The following is a 23830-nucleotide window of genomic DNA, read 5'->3' on the forward strand; positions in this document are numbered from 1 at the left end:
CCCGATGGCCACGCTGAAACCGATCCTGCTGGTCGAGGACAACCCCAAGGACCTGGAGCTGACGCTGGAGGCGTTCGCCGAGGCGCAGCTCGCCAACGACATCGTCGTCGCCCGCGATGGGGCGGAGGCGCTGTCCTATCTTTTCCATGACGACGGGCAGGCGGTGTCGAAACCGACCGACCCGAAATATCCGGCCGTCATCATCCTCGACATCAAGCTGCCGAAGGTGGACGGGATCGAAGTGTTGCAGCGGATCAAGGCGAACGAAAACACCCGCGCCATCCCCGTGGTCATGCTGACCTCTTCCAAGGAAGAGCAGGATCTCGTCCGCAGCTACCGCCTGGGGGTGAATGCCTTCGTGGTCAAGCCGGTCGGCTTTAAGGAGTTCTTCGACGCGATCCGCGACATCGGCAGCTTCTGGGCGATCCTGAACGAGCCGCCTCCCGGCTGTCTTCCCCGCCGGCCGCGCGGTACCTGATGGGTCAGGTGATCGACGCCGCCGGCAATACCGCGGGTCAGGACCCGCCGGCTCCCTGCCGCGTCCTCCTGCTGGAGGACAGCGGCATGGACGCCGATCTGGTGCGCGAACATCTTCGGATGATCGACGACCATGCGTTCGACGTCCATCGCGTCGAGACGCGGCAGGCCTTCATCGATGCCGTCACCGACGGCGGGCCCTTTGACCTGATCCTGTCCGACTTCGACCTGCCCGATTTCGACGGCATGTCGGCGCTGGCCATCGCGCGCGACCGCCTGCCGCGTGTGCCCTTCATCTTCGTGTCCGGCATGCTGGGCGAGGAGAACGCCATCGAGGCGCTGAAGAAGGGCGCCACCGATTATGTCGTCAAACTGCGGATGGAGCGGCTGCAGGTGGTGGTCCGCCGCGCCCTGATCGAGGCGCGCGACCGCAACGAGCTGGCCGACAAGCGCGCCGCGCTGGCCGAGAGCGAGGCGCGGCTGCGCTTCGCGCTGGAGGCCGGGCGACTTGGTTCGTGGGAACTGACGCTGGCGACCAACCGGCTGCGCGTCTCGTCGATCTGCGCCGCCAACCTCGGTCTGGCCGATCCGGCGGACATTCCGACCTACGAGCGGCTGTTGGAGCATGTCCATCCCGACGACCGCGAGCATCAGAAGACGATGGTCCGGCAGGCGGTGAGCAGCGGTTCGCCGCTCGACATGGAATACCGCACGGTCTGGCCCGACGGCAGCATCCATTGGGTGCAGGTGCGCGGCCGGGCCGTTTATGACAAGGACGGTGCGCCGACCGGGATGGCCGGCGTTTCGCTGAACATCACCGACCGCAAGAAGGCTGAGGAGCGGCAGCTGTTGCTGCTGGAGGAGCTGAACCACCGGGTCAAGAACACGCTGGCGATGGTGCAGTCCATCGCCAAGCAGACCCTGCGTGCCGCCCCGTCGGTGGAAGCCTTCCCTGATGCCTTCCAGTCCCGACTGCGCGCCCTGGCCCAGGCCCACGATCTGCTGACCCGCCGCCATTGGCAGGGCGCCTCGCTGAGCGAGATCGCCGCGCTGACGCTGGAGCCCCATGTCCATGCCGGCCGCGTCAAGGTTGGCGGTCCGCCGGTCAACCTGACCACCGGGGTGGCGGTGTCGCTGCACCTCGCCTTTCACGAGCTTGCCACCAACGCCGCGAAATACGGCGCGCTGACGGCGGAAAACGGCCGTGTCGATCTGGATTGGGAGATCGTCAAGCCGGAGCAAACGCCGGTGCGCGATGGCGTGAGCCAATCCTCCGGTCAGGCCGGTTCCGGCCAAGGTGGCGGCCGATCCGTCCGTGACGGTGGCGGCGCGCTGGTGCTGCGCTGGCGCGAGAGCGGCGGGCCGCCGGTGGTGCCGCCGACGCGCCGCGGCTTCGGGTCCCGCCTGATCGAGCGCGGTCTGGCGCATGAGTTGGAGGGCGATGTCGCCCTTGCTTTCGAAACCGCCGGCGTGCGATGCCGGCTTGTCATTCCTCTGTCGTCGCGAGTGAGCCCGCAGTGACCGACACTGATCTGTCGAACCTGACCGTCCTGATCGTCGAAGACGAACCGCTGATCGCCATGAGCCTGGAGGACGCCCTGATCGACCAGGGCGTCGCCTGTCTCGGCCCAGCGGGTTCGGTGTCGGCGGCCTTGGACATGATCGAAGCGGGCGGATTCGACATCGCTCTTCTCGATGTCAATCTGCGTGGTGAACGGGTGGACGCGGTGGCCGACCGGCTGGCCGGTGCCGGCATCCCCTTCATCTTCACCACCGGCCATGGTGCCGAGGGCCTGCCCGATGCCCATCGCACCCGGCCGGTGATCGGCAAGCCGTTCCGCGACATCGACATCACCGACGCCCTCGCCCGCCACCGGCCGCGCTGATCCTCTGTCCCGCCGGTTCCGCCACCGGGCGGGACCGGCCCGCACACAAGGCATCGCCATTGGACCGATCGCGGTCCGGCACGCAGTCCTGCGTGCCGCTTCCGGCATGCTGGCTCCTGCTCTCACCCCCCCGCCTCCTGCCCGGCGCGACAACCTGTCGCGGCTGACAATCAGCCGCTTTGACAATGACAAGCTAACTTGTATACTAGTATGCACAAAGCGGCGCTTCGGCTGCCGCTTCAACGAGATTGACGGCCGCTGAAACATGCCCAATGGCGAAGGGGCGCGGCGGCGACGGGATGAAATTCGCAGGAGTGTCTTCCATGAACATCAAATCCCGGATCGACCGCATCCCCGGCGGGATGATGATCGTCCCCCTGTTTCTTGGCGCCTGCCTGAACACGCTGGCTCCCAATACGGGGAAATTCTTCGGCTCCTTCACCAACGGCCTGATCACCGGCACGCTGCCGATCCTGTCGGTGTGGTTCTTCTGCATCGGTGCCAGCATCAGCCTGAAGGCCACCCCGCTGGTCCTGCGCAAGAGCGGCGTGCTGGTTTCGGTCAAGATTCTCACCGCTGCGATGGCGGGCGTCATCGCCTCCTGGTTCATCCCGGCGGAGGGCATCAGCTCCGGCTTCTTCTCCGGCCTGTCGGTGCTGGCGATCATCGCAGTGATGAACGACACCAACGGCGGCATGTACATGGCGCTGATGCAGCAGTACGGCACCAAGGAGGAGGCCGGCGCCTTCTGCCTGATGTGCCTGGAATCCGGCCCATTCATGACCATGGTCACGCTGGGCATCGCCGGTCTGGCCGCCTTCCCCTGGCAGACGATGGTCGGCGCGCTGCTGCCCTTCCTGATCGGCTTCGCGTTGGGCAACCTCGACAAGGATTTGCGGGCCTTCTTCACCCAGGGCGTCTCGGTGATGGTTCCCTTCTTCGCCTTCGCGCTGGGCAACAACCTGAACTTCTCGACCATCCTCAACACCGGCCTGCTGGGCATCGTGCTGGGGCTGGGCGTCATCGCCGTCACCGGCTTCATGCTGGTGCTGGCCGACATCCTGCTGGCAAAGGGCAACGGCACGGCCGGCATCGGTGCCGCGTCCACCGCGGGGGCCGCGGTGACAGTGCCGCCGATCATCGCTTCCATCGAACCGACCTTCGCGCCGGTCGCTCCGTCCGCCACGGCGCTGATCGCCACCAGCGTTGTCGTCACCGCCCTGCTGACGCCGCCGCTGACCGCTTGGTGGGCGCGCCGCTTCGGCGTGCTGTCGCCCCGCTATCAGGCGGCCGAAGCGGCGAGACTGGCCCAGCCGGTGGGGATCGCCCCGGCCGAATAAGGGCGTGGATTGTAAAAGGCCGCCGGCGGGTTTCCCTGCAGGCGGCCTTTTCCATTACTGCTTCTGGGCCGGTGCGGCGTTGTGGGTGTGGCCGGCGCCGGCAGCCCCCATGCTGTGGCCTTCGGCCGGCGCCGCGGCCTGCCCGGCCGCCTCGACGGCGATCTCGACCTCGACGGTGCCGGCCTTCTCGAAACGCAGGGTCATCGGGATATGGGCGCCCTTCACCAGCGGTTGCTTGAGGCCGAGCAGCATGATGTGCAGCCCGCCCGGCGCCAGCTTCACCGCCTCGCCCGCCGGGACCGGGATGCCGCCGGCGACTTCGCGCATCTTCATCACGCCGTTCTCGTTCAGATGGGTGTGCAGTTCGGCCTTCTCCGCCGCGGGGGTGGAGGCGCCGACCAGACGGTCTTCCGTCGTTCCGGTGTTGGTCAGCGACAGATAGGCACCGCCATTCGGTGCGGACGGCGCGGTGGCGCGGGCCCAGGGGTGGCCGATCTCGATCGCACCGGCCTTGAAGCCGTGGGCCAGGGCGGTGCCGGCACCGAACAGGGCGATGGCTGCGGCGATGCCGAGAATGCGCTTCATGAACTTGTCTCCTGGAATGCGGATGTGAAGAACAGGGGGATTGCCGCCACGGCGAAAGACACCGTAGGGCTCGGCAAACGGGGCCTGCACCGGGCAGGCCGTGTTTGGGATCGCTAGCGCGACCGGAACGCCGGAATCCGCACAGGGATCGGGCGTGGCAGCCGGCAGCGGCGATGAAGTCGAAGCGGAAGGGAAATCTGGCGAGCGACGTCAAGCCAGCGGTGGGGGAGCCCGTGCCTGGAGGGTCGACAGGAACCAGCCGGCGGCGACATGTTCGGCCCGCAGCAGGCGGGTGTCGCGGGCCATGGCAAGGGCGGGGCCGACCGTCAGCGGCGGCGGCGGCAAGGCCAGCCCGGTCACCAGCGGGCAGAGCGGACAATGGCCGGTTCCGGAGGGAGCTCCGTCCGGCGCCTTCCCATGATCGCCGTCACGGGCTATCCCGAACTCACCGATCCCGAAATCGGCCGCAGCGGCCTGGATGGTGGTCAGCCCGCCGGAGGAGCAGATCGCGAGGGACACGGTCCCGCCGGCCTGGGCGATCCCGCTGCTCATCAAGGGCATCCACCCCCAGGCGATGACCTGCAGCAAAAGGGCAGCCATCCCGGCCACAAGGCCGAGCCGCCGCACCCGCCGCACTGTCATCCGACCGAAAGCCATCCGGCTTCGACGCCCTCTGCAATTGCCGGGCGTTCCCGGCAAGGATGCCGCCACGATAGCGCAGCGTTCGTGAACGGACGAGCGGCAAATGGACCCACGGGCGGCGCAGGGTCGGGCCGGCGTCTCAGGCCAGCAGGCGGAAGGCCGGTTCCGGCCGGGACAGCAGGTCGCGGCGCAGCGCCTCGATGGTGGCATCGTCGCGGGCGGCGCGGGGCACGGTCACCGGCACCTCCGCCACCACCCGGCCGGGCGAGGGGGCCAGCAGGAGAAGCCGGTCGGCCAGGGCCAGGGCCTCGCGCAGATTGTGGGTGACCAGCAGGACGGTGGTCGGCCGCCGGTCCAGCCAGTCCGACAGCAGCCCGCGCAGCCGCAGCGCCGTCGGCTCGTCCAGCGAGACGAAGGGCTCGTCCATCAGCAGCAGGTCCGGCTCCACCACGAAGGCGCGGGCGAGCGCCACCCGCCGCGCCATGCCCAGCGACAGCTGGGTCGGGAAGCGGTCTGCGAAGGGCGACAGCTCCAGCGCCTCCAGCAGGGCGTCGACCGCCGGTCCGCGCCGCTGCGCCCGCGGCAGGACCAGCGCCAGATTCTGCCGCACCGTGCGCCAGGGCAGCAGGCGCGGCTCCTGGAAGACATAGCCGATGCGGGCCGGCTCGCCATCCGGCCGCGGTCCGATCTCCACCCTGCCGTCGAACGCACGGTCCAGCCCGGCGACGATGCCGAGCGCCGTCGTCTTGCCGCAGCCGCTGGGACCGACCAGGGCCACGACTTCTCCCGCCAAAGCGGACAGGGTCAGGCCGCGCACGGCTTCCACTGCGCCGAAGCGCTTGGAGCGGATCTCAAGCGTCAGCGGGCATCCGGCGCCAACGCTGGCAATGCCGCTCGGCCGGCTGGAGGACGCCGTATTCCAGAAGCTGGACCACGGCCACGAACGCGATGGTGTAAGCCAGGATTCCTGCGACATCGAAGGTCTGGAAAAGGAGGTTGATCTGGAATCCGACACCGTCGCTGCGGCCCAGCAGTTCGACCACCAGCACGATCTTCCAGATCAGTGCTAGGCCGGACCGCGCAGCCGCGGCGATGGTGGGGGTGAGTTGCGGCAGCAGCACATGGCGAAGCCGGTCCGCGGGCGACAGGCGGTAGACGCGGGCCATGTCGACCAGCCCCTCGTCGATGGCGCGGGCGCCGGCCCGCACCAGCACCACCGTGTTGGGGATCTTGTTGATGGCGACGGCGCCGATTGCCGCCGCCTCGGTCAGGCCGAACCAGACATAGGCCAGCACGATGACCACCAGCGCCGGCAGGTTCAGGAAGAAGACCAGCCAGGGGCCGAACAGCCGGTCGATGAAGGGCGTGCGCCCCATCGGTAGGCCGATGCCGACCCCGATGGACATGGCGAGCGCGAAGGCCGCCAGCACGCGCAGCAGCGTGACACCCATATGGTGGAGCAGTGCGCCGCTCTCCGCCTCGCGCAGCAGGGCCTCGGCCACCACCGGCGGTCCCGGCAGCAGGCGCCCGCCGACGATCATGGCCGTGGCCTGCCACAGCGCCAGCAGCAGCAGGATCGAGACCACCGCCATCAGGGCCGGCATCAGGGCGCGGCGCACCGGCTTACGCCCCGCCGGTCCAGAAGGTGCCGGGCGAGATGGCCGGCGCGTCGCCGACCAGATCCCGCCCGCCAAGCTTTGCCATCAAGGCGTAGAGTTTCGCGGCCCCTGCCCGCTCCTCCTCCGTCCAGCGGCGCGGGATGCCGTCGCGGTAGCGGTCGCGCAGCGTGCGGAAGGTGGCGTCATCCTCCGCCTGCATCAGCGGGGCGAGCCGCTCCCAGGCGGCGTCGGACTGCGCTAGCAGGGTCTTCGCCTGACCGGTGGCGGCCTGGAAGCCGGCGATGGCAGCCGGGTTGGCGCGCGCCCACTCTTCGCGGAAGACATAGCCGATGGACGGGACCGTCGCCGGTTGGCCCAGCGCCTCCAGCATGTCGGCCACGGTCATCGACACGCGCATGCCCTTCGCCTCCAGCCGGGCGGCGAAGGGCCAATAGGTCAGCACGGCATCGAGGTCGCCATCGGCGATCTTGCCGTTCAGCAGGGGCGGGGCGGCGAAGAAGGGCTGCGCATCGCGGTCGAGCGTCAGCCCGTGCCGGTCGGCCGCCACCGCCTTCAACAGCAGCCAGCTTTTGTCGAGCGGACTGCCGGCGACGCCGATGCGCTTGCCCCGCAGATCGCCGACCCCGGCGATCTTCGACCCGGCTGGAACCACCAGCGCGCCGACGGCGGTCGAATAAGGGATGAAGCACAGCGCTTCTCCCTTGCTGCGCATCCGCGACACCCACAGCCAGTCGGAAACGATGATCTCCACGGCACCGGCCTGGAGCGCCACCTGGGTGGCGGGGTTGCCGGCCAGCTCGACCAGCTGCAGGTCGATCCCGGCCTGCCTGTCGAAGCCGTTGGCGCGGACGGTGTCGAGTTCCCAGCTGACCGTGCCGAATTTCAGCACCCCGGCGCGGACGGCCGGACGGCTGGCGGCGGAATCGGACGCCGCGGCGGTTCGGACCAGTGCCGATGCCAGAAGCGCGCCGGCCGCCAGCAAGCTCGTCCGTCTGCTACAGCCTGCCGCCATGGTCCCCGTCCGCTCATTCTTTGGACTGCCAGCTTACGAGGACTGTAGATGGTTCGTATATTCAACGATAGGAGGATAAGGGGGGTATCGCCGGCTGGATGGCGGGTGGCGTCACAGCCCCAGATAGGCCTGCTTCACCGCCGGGTCGGCCAGCAGCGCCTCGCCCGTTCCCGACAAGACGACGCGGCCATTCTCCAGCACGTAAGCCGTCTGGGCGATGCGCAGGGAGGCGGCGACATTCTGTTCGACCAGAATGATCGTCATGCCCTCGGCGGCCAGCGAGCGGATGATGCGGAACAACTCCTGCACCAGGGCGGGCGACAGGCCGAGCGAGGGCTCGTCGAACATGATCAGCTCCGGCTTGCCCATCAGGCAGCGGCCGATGGCCAGCATCTGCTGCTCGCCGCCGGACAGGGTGCCGGCCGCCTGGTCCAGCCTTTCGCGCAGGCGCGGGAACAGGTCGAGCACGCGGTCGTAGGTCTGGCGCGCGCCGGCGCGGGCGCGTGGGATGACGGCGCCCATCTCCAGATTCTCGCGCACGCTCAGCGTCGGGAAGATCTGCCGTCCCTCCGCCACCTGCCCGACGCCGAGGTCGCAGACGACATGGCTGGGCAGTCCGGCGATCTCGCGGTCCTTGAAGCGGATGCTGCCGCGCGCCGGCTTCAGGATTCCGGCGATGGCGCGGATCAGCGAGGTCTTGCCCGCCCCGTTGGCGCCGACGATGGCGGTGGTCTGCCCCGCCGCCACCCGCAGCGTGACGCCGTCGAGCGCCTGGGCGTCACCATAGTACAGGTCGAGATCGGATACGGTCAGCATGGCGGCGAGAGTCCGGACAGGCGCGAAGTGCGCCCTCTATAGCGCGATCATTTCAGGAAGAACACCGCGCTCATCACCAGCCCGACGGCGATGATGCCGGCACGCAGCACGGGCTTTGGAATCCGGCGGCCCAGACGGGCGCCGACATAGCCGCCGGCAACCGCCGCGACCGTCATCAGCAGCGCCTTCGGCCATTCGACCGCTCCGCCGGCGGCGTACGCCACCACGGCAATGGCGGTCAGCACCGCCGAGAACAGGTTCTTCAGCCCGTTCATGGCGTTCAGGTCGGTCATGCCGAACAGGCTTAGCTGCGCCAGCAGGAGGATGCCGAGCCCGCCGTTGAAGTAGCCGCCATAGACCGAGACGATGAACAGCGTGCCCAGCATCGCCCCGTTGCCGTGCAGTCCCAGGCTGCGCAACCGCTGCGCCAGCATGGTGCCGAAGGCGAACAGGCCGGTCGCCAGCAGCAGCAGCCACGGCACGATTCCGCGGAACACCGAATCCGGCGTCACCAGCAAAAGCCCGGCCCCGGCCAGACCGCCGACCAGACTGACCGCCGACAGCAGCGGCAGGCTGAGCGTGCCGACCGGAGTCAAATCCTGGCGATAGCCGTAGACCCCGCTGGCATAGCCGGGCAGCAGGGCGACCGTGCCGGTGGCGTTGGCGGCGACCGGCGGCACCCCGGCATAGATCAGGGCCGGCAGGGTCAGGAAACTGCCCCCGCCGGCAACGGCGTTCATCGCCCCGGCGAAAAATGCCGCAGCCAATAAAATCAATTCGATCATGATATTACGAGCGGGTCCTCAACTCCCGGCGAATGATCTTGCCGGTGGTGGTCATGGGAAGGCTGTCCATGAATTCGATGGCGCGCGGATATTCGTGGGCGGCCAGCCGGGTCTTCACATGCTCCTGGATCGAGGCGACCAGCGCATCGTCCGGCGTCACACCCTCGTGCAGGACGACGAAGGCCTTGACGATCTCCGTGCGCAGCGGGTCGGGCACGCCGACCACCGCCGCCATGCGGACGGCGGGGTGGCCGATCAGGCAATCCTCGATCTCGCCGGGGCCGATGCGGTAGCCGGCCGAGGTGATGACGTCGTCGTCGCGTCCGACGAAGCGGATGTAGCCGTCCCCGTCCAACTCGCCCTGGTCGCCGGTGACCAGCCAGTTACCGATGAATTTGGCCGCGGTGGCGTCGGGGTTGTTCCAATAGCCGAGGAACATCACCGGATCCGGGCGGTGCACCGCGATCAGGCCGAGCTGTCCCGGTGCCAGCCGGTTGCCCTCGCCGTCGATTACCGCCACGTCATGGCCGGGGACCGGACGGCCCATGATGCCGGGCTTCGGCGCCATCAGCGTGGCGGCCGAGGAGACGATCATGTTGCACTCGGTCTGGCCATAGAACTCGTTGATCGTCACGCCGAAGGTCTCGCGCCCCCAGTCGAGCAGCCCGGCGCCCAGCGTCTCGCCGCCGCTGGCGACCGACCTCATGTCGATGGCGTGGCGCGCCCGCGGGTTCTTCACCGCCCGCATCATCTTCAGCGCGGTCGGCGGCAGGAAGGCGTTGCGCACCTTGAATTCGGCCAGCAGGGCGAAGGCGGCCTCGGCATCGAACTTCTCGAAGCGGTGGGACACCACCGTCACGCCATGGTGCCAGGCCGGCAGCAGGACATCGAGCAGCCCGCCGATCCACGCCCAGTCGGCCGGCGTCCAGATGCGGTCGCCCGGCTGCGGGAACAGGTCGTGCGACATCTCCACGCCCGGCAGATGGCCCAGCAGCACCCGGTGCGCATGCAACGCCCCCTTCGGCTGGCCGGTGGTGCCGGAGGTGTAGATGATCAGCGCCGGATCGTCCGGGCCGGTGTCGGCCGGGGTGAAGCTGTCGGACGCCGCGTCGCACAGCCCGTGCCAGTCGAGGCAGCCCGGCCCCGACCCGTCGATGCGGAAGACGGCGCGCAACTCCGGCAGGCGGTCGCGGATCTGGGCGATCTTGGCTGCGCCCACGGCATCGGTGACGACGGCACGGGCGCCGCAATTGGCCAGCCGGTATTCCAGCGCCTCCACCCCGAACAGCGAGAACAGCGGCACGGCGATGCCGCCCAGCTTGTAGACCGCGACATGGCTGATGGCGGTCTCCGGCGCCTGGGGCAGCAGGATGCCGACCCGGTCGCCGCGCGCCACGCCTTGCGCCGCCAAAGCGTTGGCGAAGCGGTTGGACAGGGCGCGGATGTCGGAGAAGCGGTATTCCTCGACCCCGCCGTCGCGCCGCCTGTTGATCAGGGCGATGCGGTCGGGCTCCGCCTCCGCCCAGCGGTCGCAGACGTCGACGCCGATGTTGTAGCGGTCGGGTACGCGCCAGGCGAAGGCGCGGGACACCCCGTCCCAGCTGTCCGCGTTGGGCAGCATGTTCGTTCCCTCCCAAGGGCTTGTCGTCGATTCCTTTGTGGAACCGTTGGGTCGATCATAGGAGCAACCGAGGCACCGCGTCACGCATCGGGAATAAGATGCGGGTCAGCCATGTTGATGGCGTCAGGAACGGACGGCTTCGTGCCGATCCCAACAGGACCCAACAGGACGAGAGCCACCATGAAAGCCAGCCCCTTCCTCGCCGCCGCGCTGTCCGCCAGCTTGCTCGCGGCCCCGCTTGCCGGCTGCGCCCAGCCCGGCTACGGCGACTCCTATGGCGGTGTCAGCGCCAACAAGCAGACGGCCGGCACCGTGCTGGGCGGCGTGGTCGGCGGTCTGGCAGGCTCGCGCTTCGGCGGCGGCAGCGGCAAGCTGGTGGCGGTGGGCGTCGGCACGCTGCTGGGTGCGGCGCTGGGCAATGCGGCCGGCGCCTCGCTCGACCGTGCCGACCAGAATTATGCCCAGCAGGCGGCGGTCAACGCCTACAGCGCGCCGACCGGCAGCACTGTGCGCTGGAACAACCCGGAAACCGGCAATTACGGCGCCTACACCCCGGTGCGTGATGGAACCGGGCCGCAGGGCCAGCTCTGCCGTGAATACCAGACGACCATCGTCGTCCAGGGCCGTACCCAGCAGGGCTTCGGCACTGCCTGCCAGCAGGCGGACGGCACCTGGCGCGTGGTCAGCTGACGTATCGTCCGCAAACTCAGGCGAGCGCCGCCCGACGCTGGGCGGCGCTGCCCGATTTGGGGGCGGGGCCGGTGAGGGCGCAGGCGATGCGCACCGCTCCCTCGCCATCCAGCGGCAGTGACGCTGCTGCGTCCTGCATCCGCTGTCGCAACCCCGCATCGGCCCATAGAGCGAGCGCTCGCTCGGCGATGATCCCGGCTGCCTCGGCCGGTTGGTGTCCACGGGCGTCCAAGGCGCTGCTCCAGCCCAGTTCCGCAGCGTCATTGCTCGCCATCGCCTGATTGTCGGCGGTGACCACCAGCAGGGTCGGCACCGCCAGTGCGGCCAACTCGCCCATGGTGCCGCCGCCCGCCGACACCGCCAGCCCGCTTTCCGCCATCAGCGCGCCCATGCGCGGGCAGTCGATCTCCACGGCAAGCCCATCGCCGGCAAGCCCGGCCAGTTCCGCCGCGCGCGGGTTGCTGCCGCCGACGACGGCGACGATCCGGCAGCCGTCCGGCCGCCGCTTCGCCAACGCTTCCAGGACCGGGCCGGTCAATCCCAGCGGGTCGGAGCCGCCGAAGGTCACCAGCAGCACCGGCCGGTCGGTGATGCCTGGCCGTGGCGCCTGCGCCGCCAGCCGCACCTCCCGCCGCAGCGGGGCATAGCCGGGGCCGAGCAGCAGGACGGCGCCGGGCGCCATCGCGTCATAGGGAAGGGCGGCGGCCTGCGGTGCCGCATTGACGACGAGGTCGGCGTGCAGCGGCGTGCCGTCGCCCAGATCGTCCCAGGCCAGCACCCGTGCACCCGCCGCCTGAAGCCCGGCACGGTAGGCCTCGCCGAAGCGGTAGCCGTCGAGCATCACCGCGCTGCCATGTTCCCGCCGCAGCAGCGAGCGGGTGGCGGCCAAATCCGCCGCCTCCCCCACCGGGCCGGCGATGGAGACATGGCGGAACCCGTCGGAAGTCAGGCGGCGGTCGATGGCGGGCGTGGATTCCACGGCGGCGAACAGCGCCTCGTGCCCCTGGTCGCGCAGAGCCTCCGCCACGGCGAGACAGCGCATGACATGGCCGGTGCCGATGGTCGGCGAGGCGTCGGCACGGATGAGGATGACGGCCATGGCGCGGGTCCGTAAGAAACGGCGTGGCTGTCCTACCACGGCACGCGGGATCGGGGTGGCCAGCATCTTGGCGCGGCACTTTGCGCCTGTCCAGCGACAGACCGGGGGCGTGCGGGGGTAAATTGCGGCCCCCGGCACGGCGCGCCGGCAGTCTCCCCTCAGGACTCCCGGCCGGCAATGACGCTGGCGGCGGTGGCGAGGCTTTCCGGCGTGCCGATGTCGAGGAAGCGGGCCTTGGCGACATGGGCGTTCAGCGTGCCGGCCGGCAGCTTTTCCAGCACGTCGCGTTCCAGCGACACCGCACCCGCCGCGACGAAGCGGTCGAGGAAAGCGGCGGAGAACAGATAGACCCCCGCATTGATGGTGCCCGCCCCGGGCGCCTTGTCCAGGAAGCGGCGGACGCGGCTGTCGGGACCGATCTCCACCCGCACGAAGCGGGACGCGTCCTCAACCGTCACGCAGAGCATCGACGCCTCGGCGCCCGACAGCCGGTGCGAGGCGATGAAGGCCCGCAGGTCGGCGTCGAGGAAGGTGTCGCCGTTCACCACCAGGATGGTGCTGCTGCGCAACTCCTTGCGGACATAGCCGAGCGCGCCTGCGGTGCCGAGCGGGCGCGGTTCGATCTGGCAGACCACGTCGATGGTGCCGGCCGAATCCCCGCGGGCGAGCCAGGCCGTCACCCGGTCGGCCAGATGGCCCAGGCACAGCACCACGCGGCGCGACCCGTAGGTGGACAGATAATCGAGGAGGTGACCGAGGAAGGCGCGGCCCGCAATCGGGGCCAGGACCTTCGGCGTATCACCCAAAACGCCCCGGATGCGCGTGCCGAGCCCGCCGGCGAGCACCGCGACGTCTATGTTGGCAAGAGCGTCCTCAGACCGCACCGACCGTCCTTTCGCTGAAGTCCCGCTGTCGTCACTCGGCTTGCCGGAGCAGCTTACGACGGAGCGGGCGCCGGGTCATCCACCCTGCGCGGGACCCGGCGGCCATAGTCGATAAAGGGGGCGCTCGGGAATCGCAATGCGGAATTGCGCCGAATCATCCACTCTCCGATGGACACCCCGACCGGGAGCGGTCTTCAGCCAGTCGGCGCAGGCGCCGCGCCGCTGCCGCAAGAGCGGCGTCATGGTCGCCGGACCGGCCGATCAGCGACATCGTCGGGAACCAGGGCCGCACCGCCGTTCCCAGGGCCGACCAGTCCCCGGCCCCGGCGATCCGCCAGACCGGCACGCCGAGTGCCGCGGCCAGTTCCCCCACCGCGGTCGGCGCGGATATGACCAGATCCAGACCTGACATGAGTGCCGCCACCCCGTCCAGATCGTTGTGCTGGTCCAAATCGGGCCAGTGATGCAGCACGGTGCCGAAGCGGTGCAGGGCCTCCTCCCGCTCAGCCTCGTGACCGTCATATTGCAGGCTGACGAAGGCGATGCCGGGGATGCCGAAGATCGGTGACCATTGTGCGATCCGGCTGTAGGCGCCGGCCCGGTCCGCCGTCATCCGGCTGCTGCGCCAGCAGATGCCGACCCGCAAGCCCGGGCCGAGTGCTGCCAGCCTTTCGCGCCAATCCACCGCCAGCCCGGGGTCGGCGGTGAGGAGCGGACCGGTCGCACCGGAATCGACTCACGTCCGGCCGCAGCCGTGCCGCGACGCTGCCCAGCGGCGCGTGGCAATCGGCATCCCGCGGATCCGCGCTGGGCGCCCGGACCTCCGCCGCCGGCAGGGCGCGGGCGAAAAGCCCGACGAGGCGCGGGTCGCATTCGACGATGACCCTCCCCGCCTGACCGAGCAGATCGGGCAGCGCCGTGCCGAACAGGATCTCGTCGCCCAGACCCTGCTCTCCCCACACCAGGATGCGGCGGCCGGCCAGCGGTTCGCCCTGCCATTCGGGGATGCCGACGCGGCGGGACACGGCGTCGCCGGTGGCGAAGCGGTGGGCATAGTCCGCCCAGCCGCCGTCCAGATCGCCATCGGCCAGCCGCAGCAGGGCCCGGTTCATCCGCGCCTCGGCCCGGCCGGGGGCCAGCCTCAGCGTGCGGTCGGCCAACAGGGCGGCGAGCCGGCGCTCTCCCCGCATCAGCAGCGTGTGGCCGTGGTTGACCAGCACATCCGGCAGGTCGGGGGCGAGCGCCATCGCGTGGCGGTGGGCAGATAGCGCCTCGTCCCAGCGCCCGAGCCCGGCCAACGCCATGCCCAGGTTCGACCAGCCCTTGGGCGATGCCGGGACGAGGCGAAGCGACCGGTGGGACTGGCGGGCGGCCTCGGCGAAGCGGCCCAGTCCCTTCGCAGCCGCGCCGGCCGTGGTCAGCACCCCGGCAAGGGAGGGCGCCAGGGCCGCCGCACGGGTGCAGGCGTTTGCCGCCTCGGCGAAGCGGCGGGCGGCGAGCAGTGCGGCGGCGAGGTTGCCCCAGCTTTCCGCCTGCATCGGCCGCAGCCGGACGGTGCGGCGGTGCAGCGTGGCGGCCTCGGGCGCGGCGGCATCGGCCTGGAGCGCCACGCCGAGATTGCCCAGCGCCTCGGCAAAGGCCGGGTTCAACGCCACCGCAAGCCGGTGCCAGCGGATGGCTGCCTTGACCCGCCCGAGCCGGAGCAGGGTCAGGCCGCCGTTGGTCCAGGCGGCCGGCTGGGTCGGAAGCAAGGCGACGGCCTGCCGGTGCAGCATTTCGGCCTTCGCAAACCGGCCTTGCCGGTGCAGAGCGACAGCCTGTTTTGCGAGAACTCTCGCCTTCCAGGGTAATCCCCCTCTCCCCCGGGGAGAGGGTCGGGGTGAAGGGGACGCGGCGCGTTGTTTTCCCGAGAATCCGTGCTGTGCGGCCCCCTCACCCAGCCCTCTCCCCGGGGGGGAGAGGGTATCCGTTTGGGGGAGAGTGACTTCAACACACGCGCCATGTCGGCCATCGTCGCCGACAGCGGCTCGCCGGGGCGGGGCTGGAACAGCCGCATCGACGGATACCATGGGCGCACGCCGGCTCCCAACTGCGTCCAGTCGCGGGTGCCGAAGCGCCAGACCGGGGTGCCCAGCGCTCCAGCCAGTTCGCCGATCGACATGGCGGGCGAGATGACGAGGTCCAGCCCGGCGATCAGGGCGGCGACGCCGTCGAAATCGTCCTTGCGGTCGAGGTCGTCCCAGCGGTGCAGGCGGATGCCGAAGCGTTTCTCGGCCCGAAGGACCTCCTCCTCCACCTCGCCATATTGCAGCAGCACCCAGTGGATTCCGGGCAGCGCGAACAGCGGCGCCCAAGCGTCCAGCGCCAGATAGGCGGCGCTGCGTTCGGAGGTCATCATCTGGCTGCGCCAACCGATGCCGATGCGCAGCCCCGGACCGAGGGCCGCCAGCCGCTCGCGCCACCGCTCCACCAGCCCGGCATCGGGCACCAGCCAGGACGGTCGCGCTGGAAAATCGGCCAGCCGGCGGCGGAGAACACGGGGCAAGGACCCCATCGGCACGTGGCGGTCATAGTCCGGGATCGCCATCGCTTCCCGCCCCTGCCCGTCCAGCGCCTCCGCCCGCACCCTCAGGGTGGGAAAGGAGCGGGCGAACAGCGGGACCAGACGGCGGTCGATTTCCAGAATGGTGGAGACGGCCCGTCCGGCAAGCTCCGGGCAAAGGGCGGAGAACAGGATGGTGTCGCCCACCCCCTGCTCCCCCCAGATCATCAGGCGACGGCCGGTCAGATCCTCGCCACGCCAGGCCGGGGCATGGGGCTGGCGCCCCTGTCCGACCTGACCCGATCCGAATCGCCAGCCATAGCCGGGCCAGCCCCGGTCGAGATCGCCGGCTTCCAGCCGCAACAGGCCCTTGTTGAAGTGGGACAGCGACAGGTCCGGCCGCAGGGTCAGCGCGCGGTCGTAGCAGCGCTCCGCCTCACCGCTGTCGCCCAGCCGCTGGCGGGCCAGCCCCAGATTGCTCCATGCCTCGCCATAGGCAGGGTCGAGCGCCAGGGCGCTGCGGTAGCAGCCGGCGGCACCGGCATAGTCGTGCCGGCCCTGGCGCAGATGGCCCAGATTGTTACGGGACGGCGCCTCCAGCGGAGCGAGGCGGATGGCGCGGCGCTGGGACCGTTCTGCCTCGGCGAAGCGCTCGGCGCTGCGCAGGGCGTTGCCGAGGTTCGTGTGGGTTTCCGCCAGCACCGGGTCCAGCGCCAAGGCCGCATGCCACGCCCTCCAGGCATCGGCGGTGCGGCCGGCGGCGTGGCGGGCATTGCCCAGATTGTTCCAGGCGCCGGCGAAGTCCGGCCGGTGATGGACTGCCTGCCGGTGCAAGGTCTCCGCCTCGGCTGGGCGGCCCTGAGCGGCGCGGACGCTGCCGAGATTGTCCAGCGCATCGGCATGGTCGGGCTGGATGGCGGTTACTGCGTCGAAGCAGGTCGCGGCGTCCTCCAGCTGACCAAGAGCCTTAAGGCAAAGTCCTAAGCCATTGAGACAGAAAGGATCTCTGGGGTCGAGCCGCAGGGCATCGGCGTAGCGTTCCGCCGCGTCCTCCATCCGCCCCGCGGCGTGGAGTGCGGCCGCCAAGGCGGACAAGGCGGAGGCGTCGGCGGCCCCTCCGCCGAAGGCCGAGGCCATCCGCAAGGCCTCGACAGCCTCGTCCAACCGGCCGAGCTGGCGCAGGCTGACGGCGCGGTTGGTCCAGGGGCGGGGATCTCCCGGCAGCAGATCCGCGGCGCGGATGTGGGACGCCAACGCTTCGTCCGCTTTTCCGAGACTTTGCAGGGCGGCGCCGAGATTGAGATGGGCGTCGGCCAGGTCGGGCGACAGCCGTGCCGCCTCCGCATAGCGGTCCGCCGCCTCCGCCATCCGGCCTTGTGCCGCCAGCACAAGCCCGAGATTGAAATGGGCGCCGACATGGCCGGGATCGCGCTCCAATGCCCGGCGCTGTGCTGCCTCGGCCTCGGCAAGCCTGTCCAGACGCTGCAAGACGATTCCGAGATTGGCGTGATAATCCGCCACTCCGGGGACTAGATCGACGGCTTTGGAAATCAGATCAACGGCTTGAAGGTTGTCTTTGCGCTGATGGTTGAGAACGCCGAGCAGATGCAGGGCGTCGGCATGGAGCGGTTCGGCTTGCAAAACCCGCCGATACAGGGGCTCCGCAGCGTCCAGCGCTCCTTGCTGATGATGGCGCAGTGCCTCGGCAAACCAGTCGGCAGGATTCACAGTTCACCTGAGGAAAGTCTGGTAAGCAGCTGAACTGCCTTTTGTATGGCGTCTTTGACGCCATCGCCGGCATTGGGCTGGATGCAGCGCATGCAGGGAAACCAGGGGCGAACCGCGGTGCCGAGCTGGGTCCAGTCGCGGCGGCCCAAACGCCAAACCGGAGTGCCGAGCGCTGCCGCCATCTCCCCGGCGGACGACGCCACGGTGACCACAAGGTCGAGGTTCGCCATCAGGGCGGCGGTGCCCTCCAGATCGGCGATCAGGTCAAGGTCGGGCCAACGGTGGAGGCACACGCCCAGGCGCTCCTCGATGGCGGCGATCTCCGCTTCCCGCCCGTCATATTGCAGGCTGACGGCATGCAAGCCGCGCAGGCGCAGCAGGGGCGCCCAATCCTCCAGCTCCGTGTAGGAGTGGCGGCGTTCGGTGGTGAGGCGCTGGCTGGTCCAGGCGATGCCGATTTTCAGGCCGGGTCCGAGAGCGTCCAGACGCGACCGCCATGCCGCGGTCCGCATCGGGTCAGGCTTCAGCCAGCCGGCGGGCGGCGGTGGGACGGGAGCGGTCCGCCAAAGCAGGCGTGGCAAGGAGCCGAAGCCCAGATGGCAGTCGGCGTCGGCCGGCCGTCGCGTCGGTTCCCGCACGGTGGTGCCGGGGAAAGAGCGCTGGAACAGCGGGACCAGCCGCGGTTCGCATTCGACGATGGTGCCGGGAAAGCGTGCCAGTGCCTCCGGCAGCAGGGCGCCGAACATCAACTCGTCGCCCAGCCCCTGTTCGGCCCACAACAGCAGACGGCGTCCGGCGAGGTCGCCACCGTCCCATTCCGGGACGTTAAAAGGGCGCTTCGGCTTCAGTCGGCCGGACTCGAAGCGGACGGCGTAGTCTTTCCACCCCTCGGCCAGCCGACCCTGGCGCAGGCGCAGGATGGCCCGGTTGAAGCGGGCAAGCGCCTGCGCCGGATCGGCCTCCAGGGCGTGGGTGAACGCCTGCTCGGCAGCTGTTTCGTCACCGAGATCCTGAAGGGCGAGCGCAAGATTGGTGTGGGCGGCGGCATAACCCGGCCGCAGATCCAGCGCCCGGCGTTGCAGATCGGCGGACTCCAGAATCCGTCCTTGCAGGCGGCGGATGGTGCCGAGATTGGTCATCGCCTCCGCCATTGTCGGGTCGAGCCGCAGGGCGCGGGCGAAGGCCTCGCCGGCCGGGGCGTTCCGGTCGGCAGATTGGAAGGCAAGGCCATGGGCGTTCCAGCCCTCGGCATCCGCCGGCTCCAGCATCAGATGGCGGCGGTGGGCCGACAGAGAATCGACACCGCGGCGTTGCAGCGATCCCGCCAGGGCGAGGGCGGCCGGCGCATGATCCGGCCGGTGGGCCAGCACAGCACGCAAGGCCGCCTCCCCTTCCTCGCTCCGTCCCAGATCGAGCAGGACAAGGCCGAGTGCGGCGCGCGCTTCATGCAGGGAGGGGTTGGCAGCCACTGCATGGCGCAGCAGCGGCTCCGCCTCCGCCGAGCGGCCGAGACTGCGCAGCACGGTGCCGAGGTTGCCCTCTGCTTCCGCATAATCGGGACGGGCGTGCAGGGCGGCACGATAGGCGTCGGCAGCGTCTGCCGCCTTGCCCTGGGCATTCAGCGCGTTGCCCAGCGTGTTCGCCGCCTCCGGAAACGGGCGGCGCAGGCGCAGGGCGTTGCGGGCGGCGCGTTCCGCCTCGGCGGGGCGGCCGAGCGCCTGGAGGGCGTAGGCGAGGTTGGCGTGGTAATCGGGAACGTCGCGTCTGGCTGATACCGCCTGCCCGATCAGGTCGGCGGCATCGGTGAAGCGGCCGGTCTGGCAGGCGATCATGCCCAGCAGGTGCAGGGCGTCCGGTTGGCGTGGCTGGGCGGCGAGCGCTTGGCGGTAAAGCGCATCGGCTTCTGCCAAACGGCCGGACTGGTGCAGCGGCACGGCCTGCGCGACCAGCGCTGCGGCGCTTGCCGCAGCGGTGTTGCCGGATTTGCGCTGCCCGGAAATGCGCTGGTTACTCATGCCCCGTGCCGTTCCTGTTGGCTACGGGTAAGGGATAGCACGATTCCAGTGCGGTGGAATGGGGGCGCGGCAGTCACCGCGCCCCCAGCCCTCCCTTGAGTTACGCCCCCACGCCGACAGGCGGGGTGGGAGCGGCGTTGACCGGGTCGGCAAGCTGGGCATCGACCACGGCGACGGCGGTCATGTTGACCAGGCCGCGGGTGGTGACCGACGGGGTGACGATGTGGACCGGCCGCTGGACGCCCAGCAGGATCGGACCGACATTCTGCGCCTCGCCCAGGATCTTCATCATGTTGAAGGCGATGTTGGCGGCGTCCAGGGTCGGCATGACCAGCAGGTTCGCCTCTCCCTTCAGCCGGCTGTCGGGCAGCACTTCCTTGCGGATGGCCGGGGCCAGGGCGGCGTCGGCATGCATCTCGCCGTCGATCTCGACATCCGGCATCTGCTCGGACGCCAGCTCCACCGCCGCGCGCATCTTGCGGGCGGACGGGGTGTCGGCGCTGCCGAAGTTGGAGTGGGAGAGCAGGGCCACCTTCGGCTCGATGCCGAAGCGCTTCACCTCGTCCGCCGCCAGCCGGGCGATCTCGGCCACCTGCTCGGCGGTCGGGTCGGGGTTGACGTAGGTGTCGGTGATGAAGTGGACGCCCTTCTGCGAGATCAGCGCGTTCATCGTCGCGGCGACCTTCACGCCGTCGCGCAAGCCGATCAGGCCGCAGATGTGCGCCCAATGCTCGTTGAAGCGGCCGGTGGTGCCGCAGACCAGCGCGTCGGCTTCGCCGCGGCGGACCATCAGGGCGCCGAAGACGGTGGGCTGGGTACGGACCACGTTGGCGGCATGGCTGGGCGAGACGCCGCGGCGGCCCATCAGCTTGCGGTAATGTTCGGTGAAGTTGTGATAGCGCGGGTCGCGGATGATCTCGATGACCTCCACGTCCTGGCCGATCTTCAGGCGCAGGCCCATCTCGGCAATGACGCGCTCGATCACCTCGCGGCGGCCGATCAGCACCGGATGCGCGATGCCGTCGTCAACCACCACCTGGGCGCAGCGGATCACGCGCGGATCCTCGCCCTCGGCATAGACGACGCGCTTGGGCGCGGTCTTGGCCTTGGTGATGACCGGCTTCATGAACAGGCCGGACCGGATGACGTACTGGTTCAGCTGGTCCTGATAGGCGCGGAAATCGGCGATCGGCCGGGTGGCGACGCCCGAATCCATCGCGGCCTTGGCGACGGCCGAGGAGACTTCGACGATCAGGCGCGGGTCGAAGGGCTTGGGCAGGATGTAGTCGGGGCCGAAGCGCAGCAATTCACCGACATAGGCCGCAGCCACCACGTCCGACGGTTCGGCGCGGGCGAGGTTGGCCATCGCGTGTGTCGCCGCGATCTTCATCGCCTCGTTCACCGTGGTGGCGCCGACGTCCAGCGCACCGCGGAAGATGAAGGGGAAGCACAGGACGTTGTTGACCTGATTGGGGAAGTCGGAGCGGCCGGTGGCGATGATGGCGTCCGGACGGGCCTCGCGGGCCAGATCCGGCATGATCTCCGGCTCCGGATTGGCGAGCGCCAGGATCAGCGGCTTGTCGGCCATGCGGGCCAGCAGCTCCGGCTTCAGCACCTTCGCACCCGACAGGCCGAGGAAGATGTCGGCGCCGTCGATGACGTCGGACAGCGTGCGCGCCTCGGTATTGTGCGCGTAGGCGTCCTTGTACTCGTTCATCTCCTCGTTGCGGCCCTTGTGGACCACGCCGATGCGGTCGACCAGCCAGACATTCTCGCGGCGAACCCCCAGCGACAGCATCAGGTCCAGACACGCGATGCCGGCGGCCCCGCCGCCGGTGGAGACGACCTTGACTTTCGAGATGTCCTTGCCGACCAGGGCCAGCCCGTTCAGCACGGCCGCACCCACCACGATGGCGGTGCCGTGCTGGTCGTCGTGGAACACCGGGATCTTCATGCGCTCGCGGCAGCGGCGCTCGATCTCGAAGCAGGCCGGGGCGGCGATGTCTTCCAGGTTGATGGCGCCGAAGGTCGGCTCCAGCCGGACGATGGTATCGACCAGACCATCGACGTCCAGCTCGTTCAGCTCGATGTCGAAGCAGTCGATGCCGGCGAACTTCTTGAAGAGGACGGCCTTGCCTTCCATCACCGGCTTGGCGGCCAGCGGTCCGATGTTGCCCAGCCCCAGCACCGCGGTGCCGTTGGTGACGACGGCAACCAGATTGGCGCGCGCCGTCAGCTCCGCCGCCTTCGACGGATCCTCGGCAATGGCGGTGCAGGCATGGGCCACGCCCGGCGAATAGGCCAGTGCAAGATCGCGCTGGTTGGCCATGGGCTTGGTCGCGACGACTGCCAGCTTGCCGGGCCGCGGGTTGCGGTGATACTCGAGCGCCATCGCCTCAAAATCGCCGGACATCGGGTCTCTTCCTCCGGTTAACGAGATTTCAGTTAATTCTTTGGGTTCACTTCACCTGGATGGCGGTTATAGCCCATTCGGACTGATGCGCCAACCACTGGGAATACAGAAAGGGACGATTCGAACCAAATCGAAGCGTCCCCCTGATCTTACAGGAACCTTTGCCGGGCCGGATGGATCATCTTTGGAATTTCCAAAACCGGCCCGCGCATGCTTGCCGCGCGTCTTGTGCAGCTGCTCACAGACGGGCCAGGGCCGGCTCCTTGAAGTGCTGCTGGTATTCGGCGACCGCCTTGCTCTCGTCGAACTCGCCTTCCATCTTGGCGACGACCACGGTGGCCACGCCGTTGCCGATCAGGTTGGTCAGCGCACGGGCTTCCGACATGAAGCGGTCGACACCCAGCAGCAGCGCCAGACCTTCGATCGGCAGGACGCCGGTGGCCGACAGGGTGGCGGCCAGCGTCACGAAGCCGCCGCCGGTGACCGCCGCCGCACCCTTGGAGGTCAGCATCAGGATGACCAGGATGTAGAGCTGCTGCCAGATCGTCAGGTCGACGTTGAAGGCCTGGGCGATGAAGATCGCGGCCATCGACAGGTAGATCGAGGTGCCGTCCAGGTTGAAGGAGTAGCCGGTCGGGATGACGAGGCCGACGACATGCTTGGAGCAGCCGAACTTCTGCATCTTCTCCATCATCCGCGGCAGCACGGATTCGGAGGACGAGGTGCCGAGGACGATCAGCAGCTCCTGGCGGATGTAGCGGATGAAGTTCCAGATGCTGAAGCCGTAGGCCTTGGCGATGCTGCCCAGCACGACGAAGATGAAGATCGCCATGGTGAGGTAGACCGAGGCCATCAACTGGCCGAGAGCGGTCAGCGACGAGATGCCGTACTTGCCGATGGTGAAGGACATGGCGCCGAAGGCACCGACCGGGGCGACGCGCATCAGGATGCCGATCACGCCGAACAGCGCATGGCTGATCTTGTCGAAGATGTCCTCGACGACCTTGCCCTTCTGGCCCATGGCGGACAGTGCGACGCCGAACACCACCGCGAAGAACAGGATCTGCAGCATGTCGCCCTGGACGAAGGCGCCGACCACGTTGTCGGGAACGATGCCGACGACGAAGTCCATGAAGCCGTGTTCCTTGGCGGAGGTGGCGTATTTCTGCACCGCGTCGGCCTTCAGCTGGCCGGGGACGATGTTCATGCCGGCGCCGGGGCGGACGAGGTTGACGACGATCAGGCCGATGCCGAGCGCGAAGGTGGTCACCACCTCGAAATACAGCAGGGCCTTGCCGCCGACCTTGCCGACCTTCTTCAGGTTGCCGATGGAGGAGATGCCGGTCACCACCGTCAGGAAGACGATCGGGCCGATGACCATCTTGACCATCTTGATGAACAGATCGCCCAGCGGCTTCATCTCCACCGCGATGGACGGGTAGAAGTGCCCCAGCAGGATGCCGATGCTGATGGCGGTCAGAACTTGGAAGGTCAGGTTGGTGTAGAAGGGCTTTTTCACCGTGCCCTGGTTCATTGCACCCCGGTGGCCGGCGGTCGCGTCTGCGCTCATGCTGCTCTCTCCTCGTGGCGTTCCTCAGAACGGCGTTCCTGGCGGGGTGCCCGTTCTTTCGTCCGGCATTCGGCGCCGGCTGGGCGGGCGGCCCCCAACTGATTGC

Annotated in this window: 21 protein-coding genes and 1 pseudogene; 5 read left to right on the forward strand and 17 right to left on the reverse strand. The window is 69.1% G+C overall.

Annotated features, from left to right (window positions below; translation table 11 throughout):
* The first annotated feature begins 4 nt into the window (after window positions 1–4).
* The 4 genes from ACWPN3_RS02465 (at window position 5) to kdgT (ending at window position 3703) form a co-directional block, all read left to right on the forward strand.
* Window positions 5–478 (forward strand): response regulator, encoded by a 474-nt coding sequence (locus ACWPN3_RS02465; RefSeq protein ID WP_109048332.1) that lies wholly within the window; start codon window positions 5–7, stop codon window positions 476–478.
* Complete coding sequence (locus ACWPN3_RS02470; RefSeq protein ID WP_492242643.1) at window positions 478–1998, forward strand: sensor histidine kinase; 1521 nt, start codon at window positions 478–480, stop codon at window positions 1996–1998. Before ACWPN3_RS02465 ends, ACWPN3_RS02470 begins: the two co-directional genes overlap by 1 nt.
* Entirely contained in the window at window positions 1995–2363 is a 369-nt protein-coding gene (locus ACWPN3_RS02475) for a response regulator (RefSeq protein ID WP_247873188.1), read from the forward strand. The genes ACWPN3_RS02470 and ACWPN3_RS02475 overlap by 4 nt, the downstream gene beginning before the upstream one ends.
* A gap of 323 nt (window positions 2364–2686) precedes the next feature.
* Complete coding sequence (gene kdgT / locus ACWPN3_RS02480) at window positions 2687–3703, forward strand: 2-keto-3-deoxygluconate transporter (protein ID WP_492242642.1); 1017 nt, start codon at window positions 2687–2689, stop codon at window positions 3701–3703.
* Between the two features lie 54 nt (window positions 3704–3757).
* Here kdgT and ACWPN3_RS02485 read toward each other — a convergent pair whose 3' ends face one another.
* The 8 genes from ACWPN3_RS02485 to ACWPN3_RS02520 all read right to left on the reverse strand — a co-directional run bounded on the left by ACWPN3_RS02485 (window position 3758) and on the right by ACWPN3_RS02520 (window position 10783).
* Window positions 3758–4288 (reverse strand): copper chaperone PCu(A)C, encoded by a 531-nt coding sequence (locus ACWPN3_RS02485; protein WP_109450106.1) that lies wholly within the window; start codon window positions 4286–4288, stop codon window positions 3758–3760.
* A gap of 210 nt (window positions 4289–4498) precedes the next feature.
* A complete protein-coding gene (locus ACWPN3_RS02490) occupies window positions 4499–4840 on the reverse strand; it encodes a DUF2946 family protein (protein WP_492242641.1) in 342 nt (113 codons plus the stop codon).
* 229 nt (window positions 4841–5069) lie between these two features.
* Entirely contained in the window at window positions 5070–5747 is a 678-nt protein-coding gene (locus ACWPN3_RS02495) for an ABC transporter ATP-binding protein (protein WP_492242640.1), read from the reverse strand.
* 34 nt (window positions 5748–5781) lie between these two features.
* Window positions 5782–6549, reverse strand: coding sequence for an ABC transporter permease (locus ACWPN3_RS02500; RefSeq protein ID WP_492242639.1), 768 nt, complete (start codon window positions 6547–6549; stop codon window positions 5782–5784).
* A gap of 4 nt (window positions 6550–6553) precedes the next feature.
* Entirely contained in the window at window positions 6554–7531 is a 978-nt protein-coding gene (locus ACWPN3_RS02505; RefSeq protein ID WP_492242638.1) for an ABC transporter substrate-binding protein, read from the reverse strand.
* A gap of 141 nt (window positions 7532–7672) precedes the next feature.
* Window positions 7673–8377, reverse strand: coding sequence for an ABC transporter ATP-binding protein (locus tag ACWPN3_RS02510; RefSeq protein ID WP_109450112.1), 705 nt, complete (start codon window positions 8375–8377; stop codon window positions 7673–7675).
* A 47-nt stretch (window positions 8378–8424) separates the two neighbouring features.
* Window positions 8425–9162, reverse strand: a complete 738-nt coding sequence (locus ACWPN3_RS02515) for a sulfite exporter TauE/SafE family protein (RefSeq protein ID WP_109450114.1) — start codon at window positions 9160–9162, stop codon at window positions 8425–8427.
* A 4-nt stretch (window positions 9163–9166) separates the two neighbouring features.
* The gene (locus ACWPN3_RS02520; protein ID WP_492242637.1) at window positions 9167–10783 is read right to left on the reverse strand and encodes an acyl-CoA synthetase; all 1617 of its coding nucleotides are present in this window, start codon (window positions 10781–10783) and stop codon (window positions 9167–9169) included.
* A gap of 180 nt (window positions 10784–10963) precedes the next feature.
* Between ACWPN3_RS02520 and ACWPN3_RS02525 the strand changes: the two genes are divergently transcribed.
* Window positions 10964–11473 carry an RT0821/Lpp0805 family surface protein gene (locus tag ACWPN3_RS02525; protein WP_109450119.1) on the forward strand — a complete coding sequence of 170 codons (510 nt, stop codon included), beginning with the start codon at window positions 10964–10966 and terminating at the stop codon, window positions 11471–11473.
* Between the two features lie 16 nt (window positions 11474–11489).
* Here the strand turns inward: ACWPN3_RS02525 and pseG are convergent, their stop codons facing one another.
* The 9 genes and pseudogenes from pseG to ACWPN3_RS02570 all read right to left on the reverse strand — a co-directional run bounded on the left by pseG (window position 11490) and on the right by ACWPN3_RS02570 (window position 23724).
* A complete protein-coding gene (gene pseG, locus ACWPN3_RS02530; protein WP_492242636.1) occupies window positions 11490–12572 on the reverse strand; it encodes a UDP-2,4-diacetamido-2,4,6-trideoxy-beta-L-altropyranose hydrolase in 1083 nt (360 codons plus the stop codon).
* 158 nt (window positions 12573–12730) lie between these two features.
* Complete coding sequence (locus ACWPN3_RS02535) at window positions 12731–13456, reverse strand: nucleotidyltransferase family protein (protein ID WP_109450123.1); 726 nt, start codon at window positions 13454–13456, stop codon at window positions 12731–12733.
* A 154-nt stretch (window positions 13457–13610) separates the two neighbouring features.
* Entirely contained in the window at window positions 13611–14069 is a 459-nt protein-coding gene (locus ACWPN3_RS02540) for a hypothetical protein (protein ID WP_492261043.1), read from the reverse strand.
* Window positions 13975–15231, reverse strand: a complete 1257-nt coding sequence (locus ACWPN3_RS02545) for a tetratricopeptide repeat protein (protein ID WP_492261044.1) — start codon at window positions 15229–15231, stop codon at window positions 13975–13977. Before ACWPN3_RS02545 ends, ACWPN3_RS02540 begins: the two co-directional genes overlap by 95 nt.
* On the reverse strand, window positions 15165–17486 hold the full coding sequence (locus tag ACWPN3_RS02550) for a tetratricopeptide repeat protein (RefSeq protein ID WP_492261131.1): 2322 nt from the start codon (window positions 17484–17486) through the stop codon (window positions 15165–15167). The genes ACWPN3_RS02545 and ACWPN3_RS02550 overlap by 67 nt, the downstream gene beginning before the upstream one ends.
* A 93-nt stretch (window positions 17487–17579) precedes the next feature.
* A pseudogene (locus ACWPN3_RS02555) lies at window positions 17580–17726 on the reverse strand (tetratricopeptide repeat protein); the annotation flags it as partial.
* Window positions 17723–19741 carry a tetratricopeptide repeat protein gene (locus tag ACWPN3_RS02560; RefSeq protein WP_492242634.1) on the reverse strand — a complete coding sequence of 673 codons (2019 nt, stop codon included), beginning with the start codon at window positions 19739–19741 and terminating at the stop codon, window positions 17723–17725. The gene ACWPN3_RS02560 and the pseudogene ACWPN3_RS02555, both read right to left, overlap by 4 nt.
* A 100-nt stretch (window positions 19742–19841) precedes the next feature.
* The gene (locus ACWPN3_RS02565; protein ID WP_492261045.1) at window positions 19842–22154 is read right to left on the reverse strand and encodes an NADP-dependent malic enzyme; all 2313 of its coding nucleotides are present in this window, start codon (window positions 22152–22154) and stop codon (window positions 19842–19844) included.
* Window positions 22155–22392: 238 nt separating this feature from the next.
* A complete protein-coding gene (locus ACWPN3_RS02570; protein ID WP_376959885.1) occupies window positions 22393–23724 on the reverse strand; it encodes a dicarboxylate/amino acid:cation symporter in 1332 nt (443 codons plus the stop codon).
* Window positions 23725–23830: the final 106 nt, after the last annotated feature.

This window comes from Azospirillum sp. UENF 111221 (genome assembly GCF_058780625.1).

Bases quoted from the DNA above. Each gene is read 5' to 3' on its own strand.
- ACWPN3_RS02465 (WP_109048332.1), top strand. From the start codon at position 5: ATGGCCACGCTGAAACCGATCCTGCTGGTCGAGGACAACCCCAAGGAC.
- ACWPN3_RS02470 (WP_492242643.1), top strand. From the start codon at position 478: ATGGGTCAGGTGATCGACGCCGCCGGCAATACCGCGGGTCAGGACCCG.
- kdgT (WP_492242642.1), top strand. From the start codon at position 2,687: ATGAACATCAAATCCCGGATCGACCGCATCCCCGGCGGGATGATGATC.
- ACWPN3_RS02485 (WP_109450106.1), bottom strand. From the start codon at position 4,288: ATGAAGCGCATTCTCGGCATCGCCGCAGCCATCGCCCTGTTCGGTGCC.
- ACWPN3_RS02490 (WP_492242641.1), bottom strand. From the start codon at position 4,840: ATGAGCAGCGGGATCGCCCAGGCCGGCGGGACCGTGTCCCTCGCGATC.
- ACWPN3_RS02510 (WP_109450112.1), bottom strand. From the start codon at position 8,377: ATGCTGACCGTATCCGATCTCGACCTGTACTATGGTGACGCCCAGGCG.
- ACWPN3_RS02515 (WP_109450114.1), bottom strand. From the start codon at position 9,162: ATGATCGAATTGATTTTATTGGCTGCGGCATTTTTCGCCGGGGCGATG.
- ACWPN3_RS02520 (WP_492242637.1), bottom strand. From the start codon at position 10,783: ATGCTGCCCAACGCGGACAGCTGGGACGGGGTGTCCCGCGCCTTCGCC.
- ACWPN3_RS02525 (WP_109450119.1), top strand. From the start codon at position 10,964: ATGAAAGCCAGCCCCTTCCTCGCCGCCGCGCTGTCCGCCAGCTTGCTC.
- pseG (WP_492242636.1), bottom strand. From the start codon at position 12,572: ATGGCCGTCATCCTCATCCGTGCCGACGCCTCGCCGACCATCGGCACC.
- ACWPN3_RS02540 (WP_492261043.1), bottom strand. From the start codon at position 14,069: ATGACGGCGGACCGGGCCGGCGCCTACAGCCGGATCGCACAATGGTCA.
- ACWPN3_RS02545 (WP_492261044.1), bottom strand. From the start codon at position 15,231: ATGCTGCACCGGCAGGCCGTCGCCTTGCTTCCGACCCAGCCGGCCGCC.
- ACWPN3_RS02560 (WP_492242634.1), bottom strand. From the start codon at position 19,741: ATGAGTAACCAGCGCATTTCCGGGCAGCGCAAATCCGGCAACACCGCT.
- ACWPN3_RS02565 (WP_492261045.1), bottom strand. From the start codon at position 22,154: ATGTCCGGCGATTTTGAGGCGATGGCGCTCGAGTATCACCGCAACCCG.
- ACWPN3_RS02570 (WP_376959885.1), bottom strand. From the start codon at position 23,724: ATGAGCGCAGACGCGACCGCCGGCCACCGGGGTGCAATGAACCAGGGC.